At 56.8% G+C, this 24,161-nt stretch carries 22 protein-coding genes; 10 read left to right on the forward strand and 12 right to left on the reverse strand.

Annotation, left to right across the window (positions count from 1 at the left end; genetic code table 11):
* Positions 1-48: 48 nt before the first annotated feature.
* Positions 49-933, forward strand: coding sequence for an MFS transporter (locus AC07U6_RS01440; RefSeq protein WP_494762745.1), 885 nt, complete (start codon positions 49-51; stop codon positions 931-933).
* Positions 934-1,090: 157 nt separating this feature from the next.
* On the opposite strand, the gene AC07U6_RS01445 is transcribed toward AC07U6_RS01440, so the two are convergent.
* Positions 1,091-1,267: a hypothetical protein gene (locus AC07U6_RS01445; RefSeq protein ID WP_314420441.1), complete on the reverse strand. Its 177-nt coding sequence runs from the start codon at positions 1,265-1,267 to the stop codon at positions 1,091-1,093.
* 169 nt (positions 1,268-1,436) lie between these two features.
* Complete coding sequence (gene glsB, locus AC07U6_RS01450) at positions 1,437-2,363, reverse strand: glutaminase B (protein WP_494764496.1); 927 nt, start codon at positions 2,361-2,363, stop codon at positions 1,437-1,439.
* Between the two features lie 271 nt (positions 2,364-2,634).
* On the opposite strand from glsB, the gene AC07U6_RS01455 reads away from it, so the two are divergent.
* The gene (locus tag AC07U6_RS01455; protein WP_494762746.1) at positions 2,635-3,819 is read left to right on the forward strand and encodes a sugar transporter; all 1,185 of its coding nucleotides are present in this window, start codon (positions 2,635-2,637) and stop codon (positions 3,817-3,819) included.
* Between the two features lie 95 nt (positions 3,820-3,914).
* Here AC07U6_RS01455 and rhaM read toward each other — a convergent pair whose 3' ends face one another.
* The 4 genes from rhaM to rhaB are packed head-to-tail and all read right to left on the reverse strand — an operon-like array spanning position 3,915 to position 7,797.
* Entirely contained in the window at positions 3,915-4,229 is a 315-nt protein-coding gene (gene rhaM, locus AC07U6_RS01460; RefSeq protein WP_494762747.1) for an L-rhamnose mutarotase, read from the reverse strand.
* Entirely contained in the window at positions 4,219-5,061 is an 843-nt protein-coding gene (gene rhaD, locus AC07U6_RS01465; protein WP_494762748.1) for a rhamnulose-1-phosphate aldolase, read from the reverse strand. The genes rhaM and rhaD overlap by 11 nt, the downstream gene beginning before the upstream one ends.
* Positions 5,062-5,071: 10 nt before the next feature.
* Positions 5,072-6,328, reverse strand: a complete 1,257-nt coding sequence (locus tag AC07U6_RS01470) for an L-rhamnose isomerase (protein ID WP_494762749.1) — start codon at positions 6,326-6,328, stop codon at positions 5,072-5,074.
* Positions 6,325-7,797 carry a rhamnulokinase gene (gene rhaB / locus AC07U6_RS01475; protein ID WP_494762750.1) on the reverse strand — a complete coding sequence of 491 codons (1,473 nt, stop codon included), beginning with the start codon at positions 7,795-7,797 and terminating at the stop codon, positions 6,325-6,327. Before rhaB ends, AC07U6_RS01470 begins: the two co-directional genes overlap by 4 nt.
* Before the next feature lie 300 nt (positions 7,798-8,097).
* Between rhaB and rhaS the strand changes: the two genes are divergently transcribed.
* Together rhaS and rhaR are read left to right on the forward strand one after the other, a co-directional pair.
* Complete coding sequence (gene rhaS / locus AC07U6_RS01480) at positions 8,098-8,922, forward strand: HTH-type transcriptional activator RhaS (RefSeq protein ID WP_494762751.1); 825 nt, start codon at positions 8,098-8,100, stop codon at positions 8,920-8,922.
* Between the two features lie 11 nt (positions 8,923-8,933).
* Positions 8,934-9,803, forward strand: coding sequence for an HTH-type transcriptional activator RhaR (rhaR, locus tag AC07U6_RS01485; protein ID WP_494762752.1), 870 nt, complete (start codon positions 8,934-8,936; stop codon positions 9,801-9,803).
* A 38-nt stretch (positions 9,804-9,841) separates the two neighbouring features.
* Here rhaR and rhaT read toward each other — a convergent pair whose 3' ends face one another.
* Entirely contained in the window at positions 9,842-10,876 is a 1,035-nt protein-coding gene (gene rhaT / locus AC07U6_RS01490) for an L-rhamnose/proton symporter RhaT (RefSeq protein WP_494762753.1), read from the reverse strand.
* 382 nt (positions 10,877-11,258) lie between these two features.
* On the opposite strand from rhaT, the gene aldA reads away from it, so the two are divergent.
* Positions 11,259-12,698, forward strand: coding sequence for an aldehyde dehydrogenase (gene aldA / locus AC07U6_RS01495; RefSeq protein ID WP_494762754.1), 1,440 nt, complete (start codon positions 11,259-11,261; stop codon positions 12,696-12,698).
* 315 nt (positions 12,699-13,013) lie between these two features.
* Positions 13,014-13,961, forward strand: coding sequence for a sulfonate ABC transporter substrate-binding protein (locus AC07U6_RS01500; RefSeq protein WP_494762755.1), 948 nt, complete (start codon positions 13,014-13,016; stop codon positions 13,959-13,961).
* Positions 13,962-14,021: 60 nt separating this feature from the next.
* On the opposite strand, the gene AC07U6_RS01505 is transcribed toward AC07U6_RS01500, so the two are convergent.
* Entirely contained in the window at positions 14,022-14,354 is a 333-nt protein-coding gene (locus AC07U6_RS01505; RefSeq protein WP_494762756.1) for a TonB family protein, read from the reverse strand.
* Between the two features lie 272 nt (positions 14,355-14,626).
* Between AC07U6_RS01505 and AC07U6_RS01510 the strand changes: the two genes are divergently transcribed.
* Positions 14,627-16,126: a PTS transporter subunit EIIC gene (locus AC07U6_RS01510; RefSeq protein WP_494762757.1), complete on the forward strand. Its 1,500-nt coding sequence runs from the start codon at positions 14,627-14,629 to the stop codon at positions 16,124-16,126.
* A gap of 91 nt (positions 16,127-16,217) precedes the next feature.
* Complete coding sequence (locus AC07U6_RS01515; protein WP_494762758.1) at positions 16,218-17,234, forward strand: substrate-binding domain-containing protein; 1,017 nt, start codon at positions 16,218-16,220, stop codon at positions 17,232-17,234.
* Between the two features lie 109 nt (positions 17,235-17,343).
* Here the strand turns inward: AC07U6_RS01515 and rluF are convergent, their stop codons facing one another.
* Positions 17,344-18,228 (reverse strand): 23S rRNA pseudouridine(2604) synthase RluF, encoded by an 885-nt coding sequence (gene rluF, locus AC07U6_RS01520; protein ID WP_494762759.1) that lies wholly within the window; start codon positions 18,226-18,228, stop codon positions 17,344-17,346.
* Positions 18,229-18,411: 183 nt separating this feature from the next.
* Here rluF and AC07U6_RS01525 point away from each other — a divergent pair, with 183 nt between their 5' ends.
* The gene (locus tag AC07U6_RS01525) at positions 18,412-18,627 is read left to right on the forward strand and encodes a hypothetical protein (protein WP_494764594.1); all 216 of its coding nucleotides are present in this window, start codon (positions 18,412-18,414) and stop codon (positions 18,625-18,627) included.
* Between the two features lie 13 nt (positions 18,628-18,640).
* Here the strand turns inward: AC07U6_RS01525 and AC07U6_RS01530 are convergent, their stop codons facing one another.
* Together AC07U6_RS01530 and AC07U6_RS01535 are read right to left on the reverse strand one after the other, a co-directional pair.
* Positions 18,641-19,921 (reverse strand): MFS transporter, encoded by a 1,281-nt coding sequence (locus tag AC07U6_RS01530; protein ID WP_494762760.1) that lies wholly within the window; start codon positions 19,919-19,921, stop codon positions 18,641-18,643.
* The gene (locus AC07U6_RS01535) at positions 19,918-21,339 is read right to left on the reverse strand and encodes a M20 family metallopeptidase (RefSeq protein ID WP_494762761.1); all 1,422 of its coding nucleotides are present in this window, start codon (positions 21,337-21,339) and stop codon (positions 19,918-19,920) included. The genes AC07U6_RS01530 and AC07U6_RS01535 overlap by 4 nt, the downstream gene beginning before the upstream one ends.
* 186 nt (positions 21,340-21,525) lie before the next feature.
* Between AC07U6_RS01535 and AC07U6_RS01540 the strand changes: the two genes are divergently transcribed.
* Positions 21,526-22,449: a LysR family transcriptional regulator gene (locus AC07U6_RS01540; protein ID WP_494762762.1), complete on the forward strand. Its 924-nt coding sequence runs from the start codon at positions 21,526-21,528 to the stop codon at positions 22,447-22,449.
* Positions 22,450-22,452: 3 nt separating this feature from the next.
* On the opposite strand, the gene AC07U6_RS01545 is transcribed toward AC07U6_RS01540, so the two are convergent.
* A complete protein-coding gene (locus tag AC07U6_RS01545) occupies positions 22,453-24,045 on the reverse strand; it encodes an ABC transporter substrate-binding protein (RefSeq protein ID WP_494762763.1) in 1,593 nt (530 codons plus the stop codon).
* Between the last annotated feature and the right edge of the window lie 116 nt (positions 24,046-24,161).

Here is a 24,161-nt window from a genome sequence, read left to right on the forward strand (position 1 = left end):
GGGTTGTAGCCGAAAATATCGAAGAGCAGTGACTGAATAATTGGCGGTATGGCGTTTATTATTGGCCAGGTACCCGGCGGACTCCTGATTAATGCCGATCCCGGCGGCTACGGCTGGCGCAGTGTTTTTCTGATTAACATCCCGCTATGCCTGGCGATCCTGCTGCTGCGCCGTTTATGGCAGGTGGAACAGGCTCTGGAGAAACGCGGCGGAGCGCCGCCGCCGCTGCCGGCACTGATGCGCCTGAACGGCGTTCGCTTTGGCCTGACAATTGCGGTGCTGTTCTTCTGCTGCTGGAGTGGTTTTATGTTCGTGGTGGCACTGACGCTTCAGTCCGGCCTCGGTCTTAGCGCTTTCCAGTCCGGTAACGCCTTTATCACGCTGGGCGTCGCCTACTTTATCAGTTCCCTGCTCTCCACCCGAGTCGTAGAGCGGCTGGGTAAGGTTCCCACGCTGATTACCGGCTGCCTGATCCAGATGACCGCGCTACTCGGCCTGGCCTGGACGTTTAACCACGGCTGGCCTCACGTGGGTATTGTGCAGCTAATCCCGGCAACCGCGCTTATCGGATTTGGCCAGGCGTTTATCGTCAGCTGCTGCTTCCGCATCGGGCTGGCGGAAGTGCCGAAAAGCCATGCCGGAGCAGGAAGCGCAATGCTGTCAACGGTACAGCAGGCGGCTTTCGGCCTTGGCCCGATGGTGCTGGGGGCGGTGTACAGCCACGAGCTGATCTCGGCAGGCAATGACCAGCACGCCGTACTCTCCTCACTGGGTACAGAGTGGATAATCATGCTGGCACTGGTGATCGGTGCAGTTATTTTACGACGCGGCACAACTCAGGGAAAAGCTAACGTTCAGGGAAATGCAGAAATTCAGGGATGTACGCCGTCGTTAAAGCCTGCCGTTTGCGCTGCCAGGAATAAAGCGGAGTGATATCGAAGAGTCAAAATACAACAGATAGTTTGCAGGGCGGATAAATGACCAGGCGGATTACACTGAGCAGTCCGCCTGGCTTAGTGCTAAATATCTTACGGAAATGTATAAGGCTGACGCTTCGAAAAGCTTACAGGCAGGCATTTTTATCGCCTGCTTACTGGACAACCCACTTCGCCTCAACCTGCTGCGCAGGATGGAAGCGCAGGCGACTGCCGCTCATGGTCCATACTTCAATAATCTGCGGCGTGGTACGGATCATCGCCAGTTTCACCAGATTGCCATACTGGCGCAGCTGGTGGTTCAGGGTCAGCTGACGTGCTGGAATACTCATCTCGTTGTTCACCTTGCACAATCCACAATCCTCGCGCCATGACTGTTAATTCATTGCGCGAAATATTAGCAAATTGTGCTGCAAAAGGCTTTGAGCTGGATCAACAATTGATAATCAGAGCCAACTGATTAATGAGCCGAAAAAAATCTTCATTAGTCTGCTGTTAGAGTCAGAAAATCGACCGACCGATACGCTCGGCCAGCAGTTCCAGCGCGGCGGTGCCCGCCAGCGAATTACCGGAAACATCCAGCTCCGGCGACCAGACTGCGATACTCATTTCGCCCGGGACAATCGCAATAATCCCACCGCCCACGCCCGATTTTCCCGGCATACCCACCCGCCACGCAAATTCTCCTGCGCCGTCGTACATACCGCTGGTGACCATTAAGGCATTAATTTGCCGCGCCTGTTTTGGCGTTAGCAGCGGTTCGCCCTGTCCCAGGCCCCGCCCCTGATTGGCCAGGTATAAGAAACAGCGCGCCAGTTCGCCGCAGCTCATGGTCATCGCGCAGTAGTGAAAATAGGTTTGCAGTACCGTCTGCACATCATTGGAAAAATTGCCAAAGGACTTCATCAGCCAGGCAATCGCCGCATTTCGCGCCGAGTGCTCGAACTCCGAGCGAGCAACGTGGCGATCGTAGTTAATCTCCGGCTGCTGAGTAAGGACGCGCACCAGTTCCAGCATCCGCTGGCGCGGCGCGGTCAGACGGGTTTCCAGCATATCGCACACCACCAGCGCCCCGGCGTTAATAAACGGATTGCGCGGCTTGCCCTGCTCGAGTTCAAGCTGCAGCAGCGAATTGAACGGCTGCCCGGACGGCTCTTTCCCTACCCGCTGCCAGATTTCACTGTCCTCATAGCGCGTTAACGCCAGGGTGAGCGACAGTACCTTTGAGATCGACTGGATAGAAAAGCGCTCGTCCGCGTCACCTGCCTGATAAAGCGTGCCGTCCAGCATGCAGACCGCGATGCCCAACCGATCGGCAGGCACCTCGGCCAGTGCGGGAATATAGCTGGCCACTGTACCTTTACCGATTAGCGGCCGTACCTGTTGCAGGATCTCCTCCAGCAGGGCATTATTCAGAACGCTCACGATTTCGCTTCCTCGACGGGTGCCTTTACGGCCTGATTTTCTTCGCGATTCTGCCGTCTGGCAGGTGAAAGGTCAAACTCAACCGCATGAAACTGAGATGACTGACGGTAATAGTAAAAGAATGATTGATTCGCTTAAGTTACATATAAATTCTGATTTACAAATTTATTGAATTTTCTGTTTCATCTGTCACATAAATAAAAGACAATATCCCGACTAAATTTATGATCCATAATATGGATTAACACTTCATCAACACATCATTAATTCAATAATGCATCCAAATACTGTTTCTCGTAAGACTGCATGGCTACGCGTGGTTATGCTGGCTATTGCTGCGTTTATTTTTAATACGACCGAATTTGTTCCGGTCGGCCTGCTGTCTGATATTGGCGAAAGCTTCTCAATGCAGACGTCTCAGGTTGGCCTGATGCTGACTATTTATGCCTGGGTGGTGGCGCTGATGTCACTGCCGATGATGCTGTTAACGCGCAACGTTGAACGCCGTTTGCTGCTGATGGTGATTTTCACTCTGTTTATCGCCAGCCATGCGCTGTCGTCCGTGGCGTGGGACTTTACCACCCTGGTGCTGTCACGCATTGGTATTGCCTTCTCGCACGCTATCTTCTGGTCAATTACCGCATCGCTGGCCATCCGCGTTGCCCCGTCGGGTAAAAAAACACAGGCGTTAAGCATGCTGGCAACGGGGACGGCGCTGGCGATGGTACTCGGCCTGCCTATCGGCCGCATGATCGGTCAATTGCTGGGCTGGCGTATGACCTTCGCCGTGATTGGCGTAGCCGCGCTGATTACCATGGGACTGCTGTTTAAGCTGCTGCCGAAATTGCCAAGTGAACATACCGGATCGTTAAAAAGCGTGCCGATGCTGTTCCGCCGCCCGGCGCTGGTTTCGCTATATTTGCTGATTGCCGTAACGGTTACCGCGCATTACACCGCCTACAGCTATATTGAACCCTTTATTCAGAGCGTGGCAGGTTTAAGCCGCGGCTTTACGACTTTCCTGCTGTTAATTTTCGGTGCGGCTGGCATTATCGGCAGTATTCTGTTCAGCCTGTTCGGAAATAAATTTCCGGCCAGCTTCTTACTCGGCGCAATCCTGTTAATCAGCGCCTGTATGCTGTCACTTTATCTGGCCGCCACGCACGATCTGGCCATCTCTACCCTGTGCATCGTCTGGGGTATGGCGATGATGATTATTGGCCTGGCGGTACAGGTGCGCGTGCTGGCACTGGCCCCGGACGCCACCGATGTCGCTATGTCGCTGCTGTCGGGCATTTACAATATCGGTATCGGCGGCGGTGCGCTGTTGGGTAGCCAGGTCAGCCTGCATCTGAATATGGCCAGCATTGGCTATGTCGGCGGTGGTATTGGTCTGCTGTCACTGGGCTGGTGCGCGTGGAGCATGAAGCGTTACCCACAGCTGAGAATTAACGGCTAATTCAACACCTGCGTTAACGATAGAAACGACAAAGCCCCTGAGCGGCATGACAACAGTCAGGGGCTTTTACTATCTATCACGCGAAGAAAAGTGGCTTACGGTAAATAAAACACCGACGGCAGCTCGGCACTCACCGGGCTGTGATCCGCATTCGACGGCATAATTTCGCTCATCGACCGCCACCAGCGCTGGCACACCTCCGTTTCTGCCACCGCGTTCCAGCGTTCCTCGGATTCGATCTCCACACAGGCAAACAGCAGATTGCGCGACGCGTCGAGGAAAATGCTGTAGTTGTGTGCCCCGTGATCCTTCAGCGTTTGCGCCAGCTCTGGCCAGATCGGGCTGTGCCGCTGCTGATACGCCTGATGCTTATCCGGGTGTACCTGCATGACAAACGCCTTACGCAACATGGGGATGCTTCGCTGCCAGCGCCGCCGCCCAGGGTTTAACTCCAAAGCGTTCGCCCAGCGCGACCAGCTCTTCGGTGGTAATACTCTGCCTCATACCGCCCATCGACAGCACCTTAACCACCACTTCAGACGATTTCTCTGCGGTATCAATCAGGCCGAAGGTTTCATCCAGCGTTGGGCCCGCGCCGAAGATCCCGTGGAACGGCCACATCACCAGCGTGTGCGAGGCCATCTGCTCGGCGGTTTTCGTGCCGATGCCATCGGTACCCGGTACCATCCACGGCACAATGCCAACGCCGTCCGGGAACACCACCAGGCACTCGGTGCTGCCTTCCCACAGCAGGCGGGTAAAACTGGCGGCGTTAAGATCCACGACGTAGCTCAGCGCCATAAAGTTGGTGGCATGGCAGTGCATAATCACCCGATCCGCACCGTTAGAGACTTTCTTACGCACGCTGTGAGACTGGAAGTGCGAGGCCAGCTCGGAGGTCGGCACGCCGCCGTTGCTCAGCCCCCAGTGAATGGTATAGGCCTGACCGTCGGCGCTGACCCGCAGCAGAACCAGGCTGTCCGCCGGATCGAGCTGCACGTTGCGGAAAAATTTGCCCGAGCCGGTGACCAGGAACCAGCAGTTGGCCAGATCGGGGGCGGGCTGGCTGAGTTCCAGCGTGCGTGGTTCGGCGTAAAAATCAGCGGCGAACGGCCGCACTTCGTCATCCAGCAGGCGCAGCGATACGTTGCCGCCGTTGCGCTCGTCCCAGCCCTTCAGCCACATATCGCTGGTCGCTTTGACCATGCCCTGAACGAACCAGGAATTGAGAATCTGATGCATGTGTATACCCTTAACGTTGGCTGAGAATCTGTTGTTCATAATAACGGACGTCGCCTAACCAGCCGGCTCCCGCCGGGACATCATGGCGCAGGCACCAGGCTTCCCATACCGCCTGCCACGGCAGGGATTTCTGCTCTTCCAGCAGCGCCAGGCGTGCAGTGTAGTCGCCCTCGATCTCCAGCTTTTTCAGCTGCTCGACCGGTTCCAGCAGTGCGCGCAGCAGCGCTTTTTTCGCATTGCGCGTGCCGATAACCCAGGCGGCGATGCGGTTAATTGAGGCATCGAAGAAATCCAGTCCGATATGTACCTTATCAAACAGCTTCTGGCGGACAATTTCACTGGCGATCGCCTGGGTTTCATCATCCAACACCACCACGTGGTCGCTGTCCCAGCGCACCGGACGGCTGACGTGCAGCAGCAGGCGCGGCACATACAGCATGGCGGTAGAAATCTTGTCGGAAATCACTTCGGTCGGATGGAAATGCCCGGCATCCAGCGTCAGCGCGGTCTGACGGCTGGCGGCGTAGCCGAGGCAAAATTCGTTAGAGCCGACGGTATAGCTCTCGGCACCGATGCCGAACAGCTTGCTTTCAACGGCATCGATATGGTGCGCCGGATTTAGCTTTTCGCTGATAATCTCATCCAGCGAGTTCATCAGCCGCTGACGCGGAGCCAGGCGATCCACCGTCAGATCCTTCATGCCGTCCGGTACCCAGATATTCATCACCGACGGCGTGCCCAGCTGCTCGCCAAACCAGGCGGAGATTTTACGGCTCGCCTTGCAGTGTTCGATCCAGAACTGGCGGATTTCTGCGTTGGCATGCGCCAGCGTAAAGCCGTCGGTGCTCAATTCATGCGAGAAGCAGGTCGGGTTAAAATCCAGCCCGATTTTTTGCTGCTTCGCCCACGCCACCCAGCCGGCAAAATGCTCGGGCTTGATTTCGTGGCGATCCACCGCCTGTTCGCTTTCCAGATAGATAGCGTGCAGATTCAGCCGTTTCGGGCCGGGGATCAGCGCCATCGCCTGTTCGAGATCGGCGCGCAGTTCGTCGGCGCTGCGGGCGCGCCCGGGATAATTACCGGTAGCCTGAATACCGCCGGTCAGTGCCCCTTGCGGGTTCTCAAATCCTCGTACGTCGTCGCCCTGCCAGCAGTGCATGGAAACCGGTATGCGATCGAGCTGTGCCAGTGCGGCCTCCACGTCAATCCCGATATCGGCAAAGCGCTGTTTCGCCAGCGCGTAAGCCTGTTCAATTGCCTGAGTCATATACATAGCTCCTTATCTGAATGGGTCAGTGACTGAAAGCGTACCTGACTACGGCGAAACGCCTCGCTGCCCTGGAAATCGAAACGAATGAGGGGAAAATTATGTTGAATCAGCTGGCGGAAGGCGCTGACGTCCGGCACATCGCCCGAGGCGATAAGCTGGCTGCCGATATTGCCTAACGTCGAGGCCTCTACCGGCCCGGCATACACCGGAATGCCGCAGGCATTGGCACACAGCTGGTTAAGAAACTGGTTCTGACAGCCGCCGCCGACGATATGCAGCTGGCTGAACGATTTACCGCGCAGCTTTTCCAGCTGCAGCAGGACTTCCCGGTAATAGAGCGCCAGACTGTCGAAAATACAGCGCGACAGTTCGGCAGGCGTCACCGGCACCAGCATCGCCTGTTCGGCACAGGCATCCTGAATCTCCCGCACCATGCTGGCCGGATTGAGGAAGCGTTCGTCATTGGGATTAATCAGCCACTGGCAAACTGGCTGCCGTTCAGCATCGGAAATCAGCTGACAGAGGTCGTCAATTGCCAGCTCGTCGCAAACGCGTTGCAGCAGCCACAGACCCATGATGTTTTTCAGCACCCGATAGCGGCCTTCTGCTCCGCCTTCGTTGGTGATATTGGCGGCCAGAGCCGCCTTTGAGGTAAACGGTTCAAGGCTCTCAAAGCCCATCAGTGACCAGGTACCGGAACTGAGGTATGCCGATTCCGCGCCCGACAGCGGAGCCGCCAGCACCGCGCTGGCGGTGTCATGGGTAGCCACGGCAATCACCGGTATGGCCTGCCCTGACGGGCTGCGCCAGCGGCCAACTTCACGCCCCGGCTGCGACGGCCTGCCGAACCACGCCGGGTTAGCACCGGTCCAGTTCAGTAAATCGCTGTCCCATTCGCCGCTGCGGATGTTCAGCAGCTGGGTAGTCGTGGCATTGGTATACTCCCAGTTCAGCTTGCCAGTCAGGCGGAAGTGCAGATAGTCCGGGATCAACAGCGCATGTTTTACGCGGGCCAGATCCGGCTGGTTATCGCGGCAGAGCGCGCGCAGCTGATAAAGCGTGTTAAACGGCAGAAACTGGATGCCGGTGCGCTGATAGATAGTATCGCGGCCCAGTTCACGAACCGCCTCGGCCATCACGCCATGGGTGCGATCGTCGCGGTAGGCAATCGGCAACCCCACCCGCTCTCCCTGCTCATCCAGCAGCACATAGTCCACCCCCCAGGTATCAATGCCGATGCTGTCCACCGTAATCCCCTGACGATCCAGCTTCTTCAGTGCGGCAACGATAAACGCTTCCAGCGCATCCAGATCCCAGCACTGATGAGTATCGACGGCGATCGGCTGGTTAACGCAGCGGCTCACTTCTTCAAGGGTAATGTTTCCGCTGTACAGATCGTGGCGAGCCAGCATAACGCGACCGCTGGATGCGCCGAGGTCAACGGCCACAAGGTGACGAACAGTCATATGATTTACTTCCTGATGATTCGATGCCACCAGTGTAAAACAGCGTTTTTTTGCCACCTTCTTGCTACTGCCAGCGCATTTCCCCTGCTGGCAAGATGGCAAAGATGAACGTGAAGCAGTTCACATTTTCGCATCCCGGGCCGTTTGCAGAGCGGGATGTGATACCTGCCGCATTTCTCAATGTTTCCGGTCATTTCTTTAAAAATAAGCGCCATGGCGGAAATTTACTGTCAAAAATTCAAGGTGGTAGCGCTCACGGCTTCGTACACTCTGTTGCTGGCATGTTACGAGGAATCCATCATGACCGTGTTACACAGCGCCGATTTCTTCCCTTCCGGGCACAACCCGGTTGCTATCGAACCCCGAGCGCCGCAGGGGGCGTTCCCGGAACATCATCACGATGACTTCCACGAAATTGTAATCGTTGAACAGGGTGCCGGCATCCACGTTTTCAACGGCCAGTCGCAGCCGCTGTGCAGCGGCTGCGTCTGCTTCGTGCGTAATCATGACCGCCATATGTATGAGCAAACGGAGAATCTCACGCTGACCAACGTGCTGTATCGCGGGCCGGAATCGTTCCGTTTTCTCACCGGGTTTCAGCACCTGCTGCCCGCCGAGCATGACGGGGTTTATCCGTCGCACTGGCGTATCGGCAATAAGGTGCTGGCGCAGGCAAGGCAGCTGATTGAGGGACTGGTCGCTTCGCCCTCACCTGCGGGCATTGTCGGGCAGGCGGAACAGGAGATGCGCTTTATGCAGCTGCTGGTGCTGCTGCATCAGGGCCGCAGCGCGGCACAGGGCGACGATCAGGACGGCCGCCTGCGCGCGCTGCTCGACTGGCTGGCCGACCATTACAGTGAAGAGGTTGACTGGGAAAATCTGGCGGACAGCTTTTCACTTTCCCTGCGCACGCTGCATCGCCAGCTGAAGCAGCAGACCGGCAGTACGCCGCAGCGCTACCTCAACCGCCTGCGCCTGCTGGAGGCACGCCATCTGCTGCGCCACAGCGAAATGCGGGTGACGGATATTGCCTTCCACTGCGGTTTTGGTGACAGTAATCACTTTTCTACGCTGTTTAAACGGGAGTTTGGCTGCTCTCCGCGTACACTGCGGCAAAATGACTGAAAAGGACATGCATGGTGACTGCCCCTCTGCGGCTGGCCAAAGCCGACTATATTCCCGCTGAACAGATGCCGGTTGCGGTTGCCGAGCGCACGCCGCAGCCCTCCTTTCCGCCCCACGCTCACGAATTCAATGAAATTGTGCTGGTCTGGCGCGGTAACGGCCTGCACGTGATGAATGACCGCCCCTGGCCAGTAACCTGCGGCGATATTTTTTATCTGCATGCCGATGACTGCCACAGCTACGAGTCGGTGCAGGATCTGGTGCTGGATAATATTATCTATTGCCCGGAACGCTTCCAGCTGGCGCTGGACTGGCCGCAGCTGCTGCCGGCCCGTAACGAGGGATGCTGGCGGCTGACCACGCGGGGTATGGCACTGGCACGTGGAGTGATTAAGCAGCTGGAAGTGGAAAGCCGTAAAAGCGATCTGCTGTCACGTCAGCTGACGGAAGCGCTGTTTTTACAGCTGGCGCTGATATTAAAACGCCACCGTTATGCCTCCGATCTGCCGTGGCAGCTGCCGGAAGGTGAACAGTTGGATCTGCTGATGGCGGCTCTTCAGGGCCATATCGCCAGCCCGTTCGATTTGGTCACGTTCTGCCAACAGCATCGCCTGTCTGAACGGGCACTTAAGCAGCTGTTCCGCCAGCAAACCGGCATGACTATCGGCCACTATCTCCGCCAGCTTCAGCTGTGCCAGGCGAAATACCTGCTGCGCAGCAGCGAATTGCTGATTGGTGAAGTGGCCTCGCGCTGCGGGTTTGATGACAGCAACTATTTCTCAGTGGTGTTCACTCGCGAAACCGGCTTTACCCCCAGCGCCTGGCGCCAGCGCTTTCTCAGCAGCAGCGAGGCGCTTCGCTTACATGATGCAAAAGGCTGACCCAGCGGCCAGTCTTTTGTGACAACGTCACGACAACGCTATGACACCATTCCCATCCCGACGATATTGGCTGCAAGGATAATCACCACACAGCCGACGCTCAGCACGCGAACCGGTCTGCGCCCGACGTTGCTCCACTCCTTCAGCAACAGCCCCACCAGACCACCGCACAGCACGTAGAAGCTCATATGCAGCATCCAGCTGACGAAATCGTACTGTGCCGGAATGCGGGCATGGCCCCAGGCATAGAAGAAGAACTGCAGATACCACATCGTCCCGCCGAGCAGCGACAATCCGATGTTGGCGATAAGCAGCGGTTTTCCCACCGAGAAGTCGGCTTTAACCGACAGGTTAGATTTGGTTGCCAGGCGAATAAAGCAGTAGCCGAGGTTGATCAGCGCCCCGCCGCCCATAATCACCACATAGCTCGGCAGCGCCACGTACAGCGGATCGATACCCGCAGCCGCGGCCGCTTCATGCATCGGTTTGGCCGCATCCATCGCGAATGACATACCGGCGGAGAAAATGCCGCACAGCACCGCCAGCACCAGGCCTTTCTTCAGGTTAAAGTCCTCCGCCGCTATGCCCATCGCCCGCTCTTTCAGCAGCCCGGCGCGGGAAACAATCGCCACCCCAATCAGCGCCACCAGCACACCCAGCAGCGTCAAACGACCGCCGGTGGAACTGAACAGCTCAACGAAGCGCCCCTGTAATAGCGGCGTCATCAGCGTACCGACCACCAGCGTAATACCGATGGCGATCCCGATGCCCATCGACATGCCGAGGTAGCGCATGGTTAAGCCGTAGTTAATGTTACCGATGCCCCACATCGCGCCAAACAGAAACACCGGCATCAGCTGGGAGAGAGAGAACGAACTGTAGTAGCCCCAGAAACTGGGCAGCAGCGTGGCGCTGATCGCCCACGGCAGGATAATCCACGACATCACCCCGCCTACTGACCACATGGTTTCCCACGACCAGTTGCGGACTTTCTTTAGCGGAGCATAAAAGCAGGCGGCGCTGGCCGCCCCGACCAGATGCCAGAGAATACCCGAGAGAATGGCTTCACTCATTTTGTTTTCCTTCGTTGTTGTTTGCCCTGTATGACGAAGGAGTCTACGGATAAGCGCCACCGTGCAACCTTACGCTGGCTGCCCCACCGGTGGCAGATCTGGCAAAATTCAGCGCCTTCAGCCGACCTCGATCACAATTCGCTTATCTGATGCCCGGCCACTGCATTCACTCGGGTTTTACGTTAAGTTACTAATATTTATCATTAAATATGAAAAATGCCAGATCGGTCAGCTGCTTCTTTTCGTTTTTGCCACCCGGCTCTCATTGCTGGCAGCCAGTTCAAGGTGATTGCGCCACAGCTGTTGCACTTTCTAAGACCTGTAACAGTTATTCCGCTGTTAATTAACACACCGATAAAAAATGCGTCACGGAGAACCCGCCATGAACCCAGTTCAGCAACAAATGTATATCAATGGTCAGTTTGTCGAGAATCGTTCCGACCGCTGGATAGATGTGATCAACCCGGCCACCGAAGCGCTGCTGTCACGCATTCCTGAAGGCAGCGTTGAAGATGCGCAACGGGCCATCGACGCCGCAGCGCTGGCTCAGCCGGGCTGGGAAGCGCTGCCGGCCATCGAGCGCGGTAGCTGGCTGCGTAAAATCGCCGCAGGCGTGCGGCAGCGCGCGGCGGAACTGACCGCAACGATCGTTGCTGAAGGCGGTAAAACCCAGGAACTGGCGGAAACGGAAGTGTTCTTTACCGCCGACTACCTCGACTATATGGCCGAGTGGGCCCGCCGCTATGAAGGTGAGATCGTGCAGAGCGATCGTCCGCAGGAAAATATTCTGGTGTTCAAAAAAGCCATTGGCGTCACCACCGGTATCCTGCCGTGGAACTTCCCGTTCTTCCTGATTGCCCGCAAGGCGGCCCCGGCGCTACTGACCGGCAATACTATTGTGACCAAGCCCAGCGAACTGACGCCGAACAACGCCATTATCTTTGCCGAGATCGTCAATGAGATCGGCCTGCCCGCCGGGGTGTTTAACCTCGTGACCGGCTACGGCCCGGTAATCGGCCAGGAGCTGGCGGCCAACCCGAAAGTGGGTCTGGTCAGCCTGACCGGCAGCGTGAACGCCGGGATTGCTACCATGAAAGCGGCGGCGCAAAACGTCACCAGAGTGTCATTAGAGCTGGGCGGCAAGGCACCGGCTATCGTGATGAATGATGCGGATTTGGACCTTGCGGTGAAGGCCATCGTCGCTTCACGTATGATCAACACCGGGCAGGTGTGCAACTGCGCCGAGCGGCTCTACGTGCAGGAAGGCGTTTATGATGAGGTGGTTAAGCGCCTGACCGCCGCGTTTGAGCAGGTGAAATTTGGCGATCCTGCCACGCAGAAAGGGCTTGATATGGGCCCGCTGATTACCTCAGCAGCTCTGCAACGCGTGGAGCAGAAAGTGGCCGATGCAGTTGTGGCAGGCGCGACGGTGGTCACCGGCGGTAAGCGCGCGGGCAGCACCGGTTTCTTCTTTGAACCCACCCTGCTGACCAACGTAAACCAAAAGATGAACATCATGCAGGAAGAGACTTTCGGCCCGGTGCTGCCGGTTATGAAGTTCAGCACCTTCGATGAAGTTATCGCGCTGGCTAACGACAGCGAATACGGTCTGACCTCGTCGATCTTCACGCAAAACCTGAATACCGCCATGCAGGCCCTGAAGCAGCTGAAGTTTGGCGAAACCTATATCAACCGCGAAAACTTCGAGGCAATGCAGGGCTTCCACGCCGGCTGGCGTAAATCCGGCATTGGCGGTGCCGACGGGCGTCACGGCCTGGAGGAATATCTGCAAACCCACGTTGCCTATCTGCAATATCAGTAACCGATTTGACCCGGCGGCGTCTTCACTCGCAGGACGCCGCCTGTCAGTTTTGCATTGATCTCGCATCGCGTGTTTGTCAGGCAGCGTGATGCCCTTCCATCTTCATATTTCTGATACACCGCTGTAGTGTTTCAGCTCCTGGATGTCACTTCCGCATCGCCGCATTCTTTCTCCTCCGGGCTGTTCCTGCGGCACCGCTGTGCGCTTACACGTCGTTATGTTCCCGCTGCATATCGTTATCAGATCAACTCGTTAAGCCACCTTCATGCATTTTGATATGTTTTTCAGACAGCGCTTATCTCTTTGGGGAATATCATGAACAAAGCACTTCTTAGCGGCCTGATTAGCAGTCTGGTGATTGCCACCAGCATTTCGGTGAATGCGGCGGAAAAACTGCCGGAAACGGTGAACATCGGCTATCAGAAAGCCAACATTTTTGCTCTGCTGAAATATCGCGGCACGCTGGATGAACAGTTTAAAAAACAGGGGATCGCAGTGAAGTGGGTTGAATTCCCTGCCGGTCCGCAGATGCTGGAAGGACTAAACGTCGGCAGCATCGATCTGGCCGCCACGGGCGATGCCCCGCCAACCTTTGCCCAGGCGGCGAAAGCCGATCTGGTGTACCTCGGCCACTCCCCGGCAAACCCAAAAACGGAAGCGATTGTCGTTCCCGAGCATTCCCCGGTGAAATCGGTTGCCGACCTGAAAGGCAAGCGCGTGGCGCTGAACAAAGGCTCGGACGTTAACTATCTGCTGGTTCGCGCGCTGGAAGATGCCGGGCTGAGCTATAAGGATATCACCCCGGTTTATCTGCCACCGGCGGATGCCCGTGCCGCCTTCCAGCGCGGTGCGGTGGATGCCTGGGTGATCTGGGACCCGTTCCTCTCTGAGGTGGAAACCAACGCCAAAGCGCGGCTGGTGAGAAACGCCGAAGGGCTGGTACCGCACTACACCTTCTATCTTGCCAGCCGCAAATTTGCCGATACCTGGCCGCAAACTGCGAAACAGGTGGTGGATGAGTTAGGCACGCTCAGCCTGTGGGCGAACAGTCATCCGCAGGAGGCGGCGAAGATCCTCTCGACCTCGACCGGACTGCCGGAACCGATCTGGCAGCGGGCGCTGGCGAGAATGCCGTACGGCGCAGAACGCATGACCGCGCAGGTATTTGCTGAACAGCAGGCGCTGGCGGATAAGTTTACCCAGATAGGTCTGCTGCCGGTGAAAGTGGACGTCAGCAGCGCAACCTGGTCACTGGATAAGTAATTTTTATTGCCGGTTCCCAGCGACCTTGCCGGGCAGCAATGCCCGGCAAGACAACGAAGATTACTTTCGGTTTATCATGAACTTGATTTTTTTTGTCATGCCTTTATACGGCTTGTTGGGTTCATATTTCCAGCCCGAAATGGCATTCAACGCTTCTCTGTTAAACACGCCATTGGCCGTATCAGACACCACCACCGGATTAATCACATTGCCGTCAGCGTCAACATCGTACGACAGCATGACATCGCCCGTAAGTTGTTGTTTAAATGCGATAGCCGGGTAAACAGGCCGTTTAACCGTAATCGGCGATGGCATTACTCCCTGGCGGGTTTTGTTGGCCGGCGTACAGGCGGCTAACAACGTGCAGAAAAGCAGTAGCGTGACTTTATGCATTCAATAATCCCTTATCGTTTAGCAATCAATAACCTGAACCAGGTCCGAAACCAGCTTACCAAAAAAGCTCGCTATAGCATGCTGTCATTCTCTTATTGCGGAAGTTGATCGCCTTCAAACAATCACAAATTCCTGTGCCTGAAATTCTGAATTCTGTTGCACAACTCGGCACCTTCTTTCACGATAAGTAGAACGTTCTACTAAAACGTTCTACTCGCAATAATAGTCCACAATGTGCACAGAATAATGGTCGGTAATCGGGGGAAATCGGGATGAGGCTGTTATCAGGGTTTATTAAATCGTTATCAAAGCTGTCGATGATTGGCCGCGCGCTAATGCTGCCAATCTCACTGTTGCCTGCCGCCGGTTTGCTGCTGGCATTCGGTGATAAATTCCACCTGCCGCTGATGATGAATGCGGGCGGCGTGATCTTCGACAACCTGCCGCTGCTGTTTGCGATTGGTTCGGCAGTTGGCCTGGCGTCGGAATCGGGTATCGCTGCCCTTTCCGCCGCCGTTTCGGTGTTTATTACCAACATTACTATCGGTACCGTACTGTCGATCACGCCAGAAATGGCTTCGCAGGGCGGGAAATATGCCATGGTGGTGGGTATTCCCACCCTGCAAATGGGCGTATTCGGCGGGCTGATCTGCGGTATTCTCGCCGCCTGGTGCTATAACCGCTTCCATACGTTACAGCTGCCGGAGTTTCTTGGCTTCTTCTCCGGCAAGCGCTTTGTCGCCATCGCTACCGCGTTTATGTCGTTTATTCTCGGTCTGCTGCTGCCCTATGTCTGGCAGCATATTCAGGCGGGGATCGATGCTCTGTCGGTGATCGTTAACGGCGATAATCAGGCCGCCTCAACCTTTATTTTCGGCCTGGTGGAACGTGCGCTGATCCCGCTTGGCCTGCACCATATCTGGTATCCGTCGTTCTGGTACTCGTTCGGTGACTACACCACGCAGGCCGGTCAGGTGATCCACGGCGACCAGACAATCTGGTTCAAAATGCTGGAAGAAGGCACCAAATCATTCAGCAGCAGCACCTACCAGAATGCCGGTAAGTTTATGCAGGGCGAATTCCCGCTGATGCTGTTTGCACTGCCCGCGGCCTGCCTGGCGATGTATCATGAAGCGCACACCAAAAACAAAAAAATCGCCGCCGGTATTCTGTTCTCCGCCGCGCTGACCTGCTTCCTGACGGGCATTACCGAACCGGTTGAATTCACCTTTATTTTCGTCGCGCCGATTCTTTACGTCTTCAACGCCATCATGGCTGGTCTGGCCTACATGTGCATGTATCTGCTGCATGCGCATATCGCCAAGTCCTTCTCTGCCGGGCTGATCGACTACATCTCCTTCGGTATTCTGCCGTCGTTTAACGGTTATCAGACCAACTTCCTCAGCGCGGTGATGATTGGCGTGCCGATGGCGCTGATTTATTACTTCACTTTCCGCTTTGTCATCCGCCGCTTTGACGTGAAAACACCGGGCCGGACCGAAGTGTCATCCAGCGCCAGCGGTAAAACCGATGACGAACTGGTTAGTGAAATTATCGGCCTGCTGGGCGGCGCGAAAAATATCGATTCCGTCGGTTCCTGTATTACTCGTCTGCGTATCGAAGTACTGAATGGCGATCGCGTAGATAAAGAAGGATTAAACGGCGTTGGTGCACGCGGCGTTGTGTTTGTTGGCGACAAAGGCGTTCAGGTTATTTTCGGCGCACGTGCGCAATTTATTGCTCAGGCCATGTCAACAACCCTTGGCAAATAGCCCGGTGCTGTTAAGGTAGCTAAGCCTCCCGTATTCGTACAGGAGGCTTTACTCTTTCCGACTGATTATTCTGGGATTTCAGGGAGCGCGTTTGAAAAAGGTCAGCATTATTGATGTCGCTAAACTGGCGGGTGTCTCCGTCTCAACCGTGTCTCTGGTGCTGCGCCAGAAGGGAAAAATTTCCGAAGCGACCATCGAACGCGTTCACTCGGCAATCAATGAGCTGGGCTACGTGCACAATGTGGCGGCAGCTAACCTGCGTGCAAACACCTCAAACCTGATCGGTCTGATCCTGCGGGACTTCAGCGACAGCTTTTCGATTAAGGTGATGGCCAGCATTGTTAAAGAGCTGGAGCGCCAGGGGTTTATGGTGTTTCTCGGCCAGCCGCAGGATGACCAGGCGCATCTTGAGCGCTGCCTGCTCTCTTTTAAACAGCAGGGCGTGGCGGGCGTGGTCTATCTTGCCAGCGATGCCACCAGCAACCGCCTGCCGGAAAAAATATGCCAGTGTCCGCTGCCGCTGGTAGTGGTGTCTCAGTCGCTGCCGGAGCAGCCGTGTAATCTGGTGATGCGCGATAACCGTCAGGCGGCCAGCCAGGCCACCCGCTATCTTATCGATCGCGGGCACCGCAACATAGCCTATATCGGTGGAATGGAAAACGATCGGGTGCGTCACCAGCGTTTGCTGGGCATGCACAGCGCGCTGAAACAGAGCGGGCTGGCGCTGCGCGATGAGTTCACACCGGCCTGCCTGGACAGCACCGAATCGGTAGGTCTGGCAACGCGCCAGCTGTTGGAGAAAAACAACACCATTACCGCGCTGCTCTGCCATTCACCTACGGCGATGATTGGTTCAATTGGCGGTATTCATCAGGTGGGCCGCACCATCGGCAAGGACGTGTTCCTTACCCAGCAGGTGGCGCTGATTGGCTTTGAGGATATGCTGCATGTCAATCTCACCTCGCCGTCGTTTACCTATGTCTCCTCAGCCAGCGAGGAGACCGGTCGCCAGGCGGCGGGGTTGATCATGCGCAAACTGAAAGAGCCGGAGCTGCAAACCCAGCGCATCACCCTTTCCGGCCAGCTGGTGATACAACAATCGGCCTGAGGCACCACGGGCCAGCTTTAGCGCAAATTTCGCGTCCGGGCATGGCATCAGATTCCCGCTGTACGGTTAACAGCGGGTATTCATCGTGGCAGAAACGCTGAAATCGTTCCTAGCGCCCTTTCTTTTTACGCCCCGGCTGAGCAAAACGCTTGCGTCCGGCAGCCGCTCCCCCTCCGGCGCTTTTCTCGCCAGGTTTAGCCCCTGGTTTCGCTCCAGCAGGTTTTTTCTTCGGGGTGGATTTCGGCAGTGACTTTTTGGCCGGGGCATCTTCCGAACTGGAGTCTTCAATCAGCTTAAACAGGTCAATCAGCTCATCGTCGGTCAGATCGCGCCATTCGCCCGGCGGCACGCCCTTCAGGCTGACGTTCATAATGCGCGTGCGTTCCAGTTTGGTGACTTCATAACCGAAGTGCTCGGCCATGCGGCGGATCTGGCGGTTGAGCCCCTGAACCAGAATGATGCGGAAGACGAAGGTAGACTCCTTTTTGACTTTGCACTTTTTGGTGACCGTTCCCAGCATCGGTACTCCGGCACCTAAACCACGAATAAACTCTTCGGTAACCGGTTTGTTCACCGTTACCAGATACTCTTTTTCGTGGTTGTTACCGGCGCGCAGGATCTTATTCACGAGGTCGCCGTGGTTGGTCAGGAAGATCAGCCCCTGCGAGTCTTTATCCAGTCGCCCGATGGGGAAAATGCGCTTGCTGTGGTTAACGAAATCAACAATGTTGTCTTTCTCGCCGTCTTCCGTGGTACTGACGATACCCACCGGTTTGTTCAGCGCAATCAGCACCAGATCTTCAGCATCGCGCGGTTCAATCAGCTGACCGTTAACTTTGACGACGTCACCGTCCGACACCCGGTCACCCACCGTGGCGCGCTTGCCGTTAATGAAAACATTTCCCTGTTCGATAAAGCGGTCGGCATCGCGGCGAGAGCAAATCCCGCTTTCGCTAATGTATTTGTTAAGACGTGTCGTTGAGTTGGTCAGCATGTTACCCCCGTGCAAAAAAGCGGACTATACCTTACCGCTGAGCAAGCCTGGAGTAAAAAATGCAGATTTTGTAGAAGGCGCGGCATTCCAGCTCCGTCGGGCCAATTTTCAGGCCACACGACGCGGAATACTGCGCGTTAAAATTGCGCAAATTGCCCCTGAACGCCCGGAATCGGTCAGCTCATGGCGAGGCAGCCAGCAGCTGGCGGGCAACGCTTTCAGCATGTTCGGCAACCTGCGGCGGCCAGCTTCACCTCACGACAAATGCGCCGCAGCCATCAGACGAAACGCATGGATCTGGCGGTGATCTGCGAACAGCAGACCATCGCCGACCGCTTTTATGCACTGGGATTGTTGCCTCGCGCAGTGAAGGTGCGCGAGGCGTTATGGCACGATTAGTGACAATGTCACATTATAACGGCGAATAGCGTACCTGGCGCTGGCTGTAGAACAGCGCCACCGCGCTGAACAGGGCCAGCAACATCAGGTAGTAGCTTGGCGCCAGACTGCTGCCGGTCATGCCAATCAGCAGTGTACAGATCAGCGGCGCAAAGCCGCCAAACACCGTCACCGCCACGTTATAGCTGATAGCCATACCGCTCGCGCGGGTGGTCATCGGGAACAGATCGGCCATCATTGACGGCACCGTGGAGAAATAGACCGATTTCAGCAGCGCCATCCAGCCGACCAGCAGGATCAGTGTGGTCGGGCTGGTGTGATTGACCACCAGCAGAAACGCCGGATAAATGGTCACCGCCAGCATGATCAGCGAACCCCACATCAGCGGCAAACGCCCGACCTTTTCCGCCCACAGCCCCATCAGCGGCGTCACCACCGTCAGAATAATCCCGGCCACCAGCGTGGCGGTGAACGCCGTAGAGCCCGGCAGATGCAGGTTTTTGGTGGCGTAGGTCGGCACGTAGTTGAGCATGTAGTTCACGCCGGTGGAGATCACCATCAGCCCCATTGCCAGCAGCAGCAGGTTTTTCTGCTGGCCCATCAACGTTTTCAACGGCGCGGCGTGTTTTTCCTGGCCGACGAAGCTGGCCGGTTCATGCACATGGCGACGGATATACAGCCCCACCGGACCGATCAGCAGGCCGAAGGCGAACGGAATACGCCAGCCCCACTCCTGGATCTGCGCTTCGGTCAGCCAGGCCGTCAGCCCCAGGCCAAACGCCGACGCCATCAGCGTACTGGCCCCCTGGGTGGCGAACTGCCAGCTGGCGATAAAGGCACGGCGCTCCGGGAAATGCTCAACCAGAAACGCGGTGGAGCTGCCGAACTCACCGCCGGCCGAGAAGCCCTGAATCAGCCTTGCCAGCAGGATCATAATCGGTGCAATCAACCCGATGCTGCTGTAGGTCGGCATTACGGTGATGATCAGCCCACCAACCATCATCAGCATAATCGACAGCAGCAGCGCCTTCTTGCGCCCGACGCGGTCGGCGTAGGCACCCAGCACAATTGCGCCAAGCGGGCGGATCAGGAACGACACCCCGAAGCTGCCGAAGGTCAGCAGCAGCGATACAGACGGATCTTCGGTTGGGAAAAATGCATGGGCGATATAGCTGGCGAAAAAACCATAAACCGCGATATCAAACCACTCCAGCGCGTTACCGACGCAGGTGGCAAACAGGGTTTTGTACAGATTCGGCTTTACCGTCGTCGGAGTTTGGGCAACGGTGCTCATTTTGCACCTCCCTGCGCACGATGGGCCTGATGACGGGCAAGAAGCGCGGTTCCCTGCTCACCCAGATCCCAGAACAGGCGGGTCATCATCTGCAATCCTTCCCGCGCGATGGACTTCAGCATGTGCTCATCCACCGCGTGCTGGCCGCAGGCCGGATAAGAGTGCGGCACCCACAGCGTTGGCAGGCCAAGAATATCTGCAAAGACATCATTCGGCAGCGAACCGCCCAGATTCGGCAGCAGCGCCGGTTTTTTGCCGCTGATTTTCGCCATCAGTCCCAGCGCCCAGCCGACCAGCGGGTCGGTCGGATCGAGCCGGGTAGCCGGGGAACCGCGCAGCACTTCAACCTCAACCTGCTGGAAACCGTGGCGATCCAGATGTTCGCGCAGGTGCTCACCGATATGCTGCCAGTCGGTATCCACCACAAAGCGCAGCTGGCATACCGCCGTGGCACTGCCGGGAATGGCGTTCATCGGCCGCGCCGGGTTGCCGGTCAGGAAGCTGAGCACCTCCAGCGTATTCCAGCCGTACAGCCGCTCGGTCGGCGTCAGCCCCGCTTCACCCCAGGCGGGATCGATAGCCGGACCATCACCTTCACCCACGTTAATATCATCGAGAATAGCCTTAATCGCTGCGCTGATGGCCGGCGGCTTCAGCGCGGCAACCTGCAGCTGACCGTGCTGATTGACCAGGCAGGCCAGCGCGTTCGCCAGTTGAGTGCCGGGATTGGTCAGCAGGCCACCCCAGTTGCCCGAGTGGTAGTCGCGGTCGCGGGCGTGAATGCTCAGACGGAAGTTCACCGCCCCGCGCGATCCCAGAAATAGCGTCGGGCGCTCTGCGTTCAGGCGCGGGCCGTCGGAGGCGATAAAGATATCGGCGGCCAGTTCTGACTGACGATCGCGGCACAGCTGCGCCAGACCGGGAGAGCTCACTTCCTCGCCCATTTCAAACAGAAACTTGCAGTTAAAGCCCAGCGAACCGCGCGCGGCAATCACCTGCCCCAGCGCGGCGATATTGACCGAGTGCTGGCCCTTATTATCGGCACTGCCGCGCCCGTACCAGCGGTCGCCCTCTTCCACCAGCTGCCACGGGTCCAGCCCGCTGCGCCAGTTTTCATCGTCGCCGAACACCACGTCGCCGTGGCCGTAGCACAGCACGGTCGGCAGCGCGGGGGCTTCAATACGCGTCGCCAGCAGGAACGGACGCGCCGGTGCCTGCGGATTCGGCAGCTGCTGACAGGTAAACCCCAGCCCCTGCATCGCCGGGATCATCTCTTCGTCATAATAGCGCTGGATAATTTCGTCACGATCGTCGCGCTGGCTTTCGCTGCGTATCGCCACGCGCTTCGCCAGCACGCGCTTAAACTCCCCGCTGTCAAAATACGCCGTCGCGCGGGCTACTGCCTGTTCAGCTGTCATAGACTTTTTCCGTAGTTATGTGTTGGTTTGCGTTTTAACGATCTCTTTCGCGGATCGATGTTGTTATCACTCCATCTAAGCTAATATTCAGCTTTGCCACAATTATCAAAATAACAAACGAGACTTGCTTTAAAAGCAATGTTCATCTGCACCATCACCGATCGCGCACCGTTAAAGAGCATCGCTATGCACAGCACTGAAATTCGCTATTTTCTGGCCGTTGCCAGCAGCGGCTCGTTAAGCGCCGCCAGCCAGCAGCTGTTCGTTGCCGTTTCTGCCATCAGTCGCCAGATCCAGCGGCTGGAGGCCAGAGTCGGGGCACCGCTGTTTGAGCGCCATGCGCGCGGCATGGTACTGAACGACGCCGGGCAAATATTTGAGAACCACGTGCGGAAAAGCATGATGGATATGGAACACGCCATTGCGGAGATTAAGGGACTGAAGGCCGTGCGCCGCGTCGCGCTACGCGTGGCCTGTACCGACGGCATGGCGTTCAGCCTGCTGCCGGTACTGTTTACCGAATTCCGCCTGCTGCATCCGGGAGTCAGCTTCCATCTGACGGTGGGCAGCGCGCTGGAGGTAGCGGAAGTGATTCGGCGCGGCGAATGCGACGTCGCCTTTCAGTTCAGTCTGCACCCGGAGCGCGGTGTGGATGTGGTGGCCGCCTGGCCTGCACCGGTTCTGCTGGTGATGCAGCAAAATCACCCGCTGGCACATCAGCGGATTCAGCTGTCCGACCTGCTGGCCTGGCCGCTGGCGCTGCCGGATGCGGGCACCACGGTACGTCAGCTTTTCGATCTCTCCTGCCGGATGAGCGGCACCTTTGTGGAACCCACTCTGACCTGTAATAACTTCAGCACGCTCTACTCCTTCCTGCTGAGCACGCCGCAGGCCATCACCATCTGCAGCCAGTTTACGGTGATGTACCAGGCCGAAGAACAGGGCCTGGTACTGAAGTCGCTCGGCAGCGAACAGCTTAGCCAGCGCTCGCTACAGGTGCAAACCGCGATTGGCCGCCCACACTCCGCCGCGCTGGCGCTGTTCCTGGCATTTGCTCAGCATGAGCTGAAACAGCAGGATGAACGCATAAGAACGCGCTACGACTTTTAACGATTATTTAATATCCACCGGATAGAAAATATGTTTGCCGAACGGATCAACCTCATAGCCGCTGACCTCTTTGCGCACCGGTTCGAAGATCGTTGAGTGGGCAATCATCACCGCCGGGGCCTGATCGTGCATAATCTGCTGCGCCTCGCGGTACATCGCCACGCGTTTCTCATGGTTCTGCTCGGCGCGGGCTTGAGTAATCAGCTGGTCAAACGGCTTATAGCACCACTTCGACGAGTTCGAACCGCCGTTAGCCGAGGTGCAGCTAAACAGCGGGCCGAAGAAGTTATCCGGATCGCCGGTGGCGGTGGTCCAGCCCATCAGCGCCGCCTGATGCTCGCCGTTTTTCACCCGCTTGAGGTATTCGCCCCACTCAAAGGTGACGATAGTGGCTTTGATGCCGACCTTCTGCCAGTCCGCCTGAATCATTTCCGCCATACGTTTGGCATTCGGATTATACGGGCGCTGAACCGGCATGGCCCACAGCTCAACGCTGGTGCCCGGGGCGATACCCGCTTCCTTGAGTAGTGTTTTGGCCTTTTCCGGGTCGTACGCATAGTCCTGCATATCTTCGGCGGCGCTCCACACGCCCGGCGGCAGCAGGTTTTTCGCGGCAGTACCGGTCCCCTGGAATACCGCATCAACGATCGCCGGTTTGTTGATCGCCAGCGTCAGCGCCTGACGCACTTTGACGTTATCCATCGGCGCTTTCCGGGTGTTGAAAGCGAGGAACCCGGTATTCAGCCCGGCTTTCTGCTCCAGAGTGATATTCGGGTTTTCACCCAACCGCTTCAGGTCAGCGGGATTGGGGAACGGCATCACCTGACACTCGTTTTTCTCCAGCTTGGCGGCGCGCACTGAGGCATCCGGCACGATGCTGAACACCAGACGGTCAAGCTTCGCCTTGCCCTGCCAGTATTCCGGGAAGGCGCGGTAGAGAATGCGCGAGTCCTTCTGATACTGCACCAGCTCGAACGGACCGGTGCCGATCGGCACACTGTCCACTTTCTCCGGCGTACCGGCTTTCAGCATCGCGTCGGCGTATTCCGCTGAGAGAATCGAGGCAAAGTACCAGGCCAGATCGGCGAGGAACGGCGCTTCGGCATGAGCAAGCGTAAAGCGCACGGTGTGATCGTCCACCTTCTCGATATTTTTCAGCAGCGAGCCAAACTCCAGGCTTTCGAAGTTGGCATAGGTGCCGTTAGATACGTTGTGGTAGGGGTTGGCCGGATCTTTCTGGCGCATAAACGAGAAGATCACATCATCGGCATTAAAATCGCGCGTGGGCTTAAACGCTTTGTTGCTCTGGAACTTGACGCCCTTGCGCAGATGGAAGGTATACACCGTGCCATCTTCAGAGATATCCCAGCTTTCCGCCAGGCTCGGGATCAGCTCCGTGGTGCCCGGCGTAAAGTCCACCAGCCGGTTGTAGACCGGCACCGCGCTGGCATCCACGCTGGTGCCGGAGGTGTAGAGCTGCGGGTTAAAGTTTTCCGGCGATCCTTCAGAACAATACACCAGTGTTTTTGCCGATGCCGCGGAGGCCATTGAGATTGCCAACGCCGTTAACAGCGTGCCCAGTACCGATTTCTTCATCTCCATCCTCGCTTTTTATTTGACATTGTCAGGGGGTGGTGCGTAAAACCAGAGAGTATCCGAGTAATAAATATTACATAAATACAGCAATATGCTGAGCAACGATTAAGGAATTT

Source organism: Erwinia sp. GW821-FHT03D09 (genome assembly GCF_059420805.1).

What these genes read in the sequence shown, in the direction of transcription:
- AC07U6_RS01440 (WP_494762745.1), top strand. Translation starts at nt 49, where the DNA reads ATGGCGTTTATTATTGGCCAGGTACCCGGCGGACTCCTGATTAATGCC.
- AC07U6_RS01445 (WP_314420441.1), bottom strand. Translation starts at nt 1,267, where the DNA reads ATGAGTATTCCAGCACGTCAGCTGACCCTGAACCACCAGCTGCGCCAG.
- AC07U6_RS01455 (WP_494762746.1), top strand. Translation starts at nt 2,635, where the DNA reads ATGCATCCAAATACTGTTTCTCGTAAGACTGCATGGCTACGCGTGGTT.
- rhaM (WP_494762747.1), bottom strand. Translation starts at nt 4,229, where the DNA reads ATGTTGCGTAAGGCGTTTGTCATGCAGGTACACCCGGATAAGCATCAG.
- rhaD (WP_494762748.1), bottom strand. Translation starts at nt 5,061, where the DNA reads ATGCATCAGATTCTCAATTCCTGGTTCGTTCAGGGCATGGTCAAAGCG.
- AC07U6_RS01470 (WP_494762749.1), bottom strand. Translation starts at nt 6,328, where the DNA reads ATGACTCAGGCAATTGAACAGGCTTACGCGCTGGCGAAACAGCGCTTT.
- rhaB (WP_494762750.1), bottom strand. Translation starts at nt 7,797, where the DNA reads ATGACTGTTCGTCACCTTGTGGCCGTTGACCTCGGCGCATCCAGCGGT.
- rhaS (WP_494762751.1), top strand. Translation starts at nt 8,098, where the DNA reads ATGACCGTGTTACACAGCGCCGATTTCTTCCCTTCCGGGCACAACCCG.
- rhaR (WP_494762752.1), top strand. Translation starts at nt 8,934, where the DNA reads ATGGTGACTGCCCCTCTGCGGCTGGCCAAAGCCGACTATATTCCCGCT.
- rhaT (WP_494762753.1), bottom strand. Translation starts at nt 10,876, where the DNA reads ATGAGTGAAGCCATTCTCTCGGGTATTCTCTGGCATCTGGTCGGGGCG.
- aldA (WP_494762754.1), top strand. Translation starts at nt 11,259, where the DNA reads ATGAACCCAGTTCAGCAACAAATGTATATCAATGGTCAGTTTGTCGAG.
- AC07U6_RS01500 (WP_494762755.1), top strand. Translation starts at nt 13,014, where the DNA reads ATGAACAAAGCACTTCTTAGCGGCCTGATTAGCAGTCTGGTGATTGCC.
- AC07U6_RS01505 (WP_494762756.1), bottom strand. Translation starts at nt 14,354, where the DNA reads ATGCATAAAGTCACGCTACTGCTTTTCTGCACGTTGTTAGCCGCCTGT.
- AC07U6_RS01510 (WP_494762757.1), top strand. Translation starts at nt 14,627, where the DNA reads ATGAGGCTGTTATCAGGGTTTATTAAATCGTTATCAAAGCTGTCGATG.
- rluF (WP_494762759.1), bottom strand. Translation starts at nt 18,228, where the DNA reads ATGCTGACCAACTCAACGACACGTCTTAACAAATACATTAGCGAAAGC.
- AC07U6_RS01525 (WP_494764594.1), top strand. Translation starts at nt 18,412, where the DNA reads ATGGCGAGGCAGCCAGCAGCTGGCGGGCAACGCTTTCAGCATGTTCGG.
- AC07U6_RS01530 (WP_494762760.1), bottom strand. Translation starts at nt 19,921, where the DNA reads ATGAGCACCGTTGCCCAAACTCCGACGACGGTAAAGCCGAATCTGTAC.
- AC07U6_RS01535 (WP_494762761.1), bottom strand. Translation starts at nt 21,339, where the DNA reads ATGACAGCTGAACAGGCAGTAGCCCGCGCGACGGCGTATTTTGACAGC.
- AC07U6_RS01540 (WP_494762762.1), top strand. Translation starts at nt 21,526, where the DNA reads ATGCACAGCACTGAAATTCGCTATTTTCTGGCCGTTGCCAGCAGCGGC.
- AC07U6_RS01545 (WP_494762763.1), bottom strand. Translation starts at nt 24,045, where the DNA reads ATGAAGAAATCGGTACTGGGCACGCTGTTAACGGCGTTGGCAATCTCA.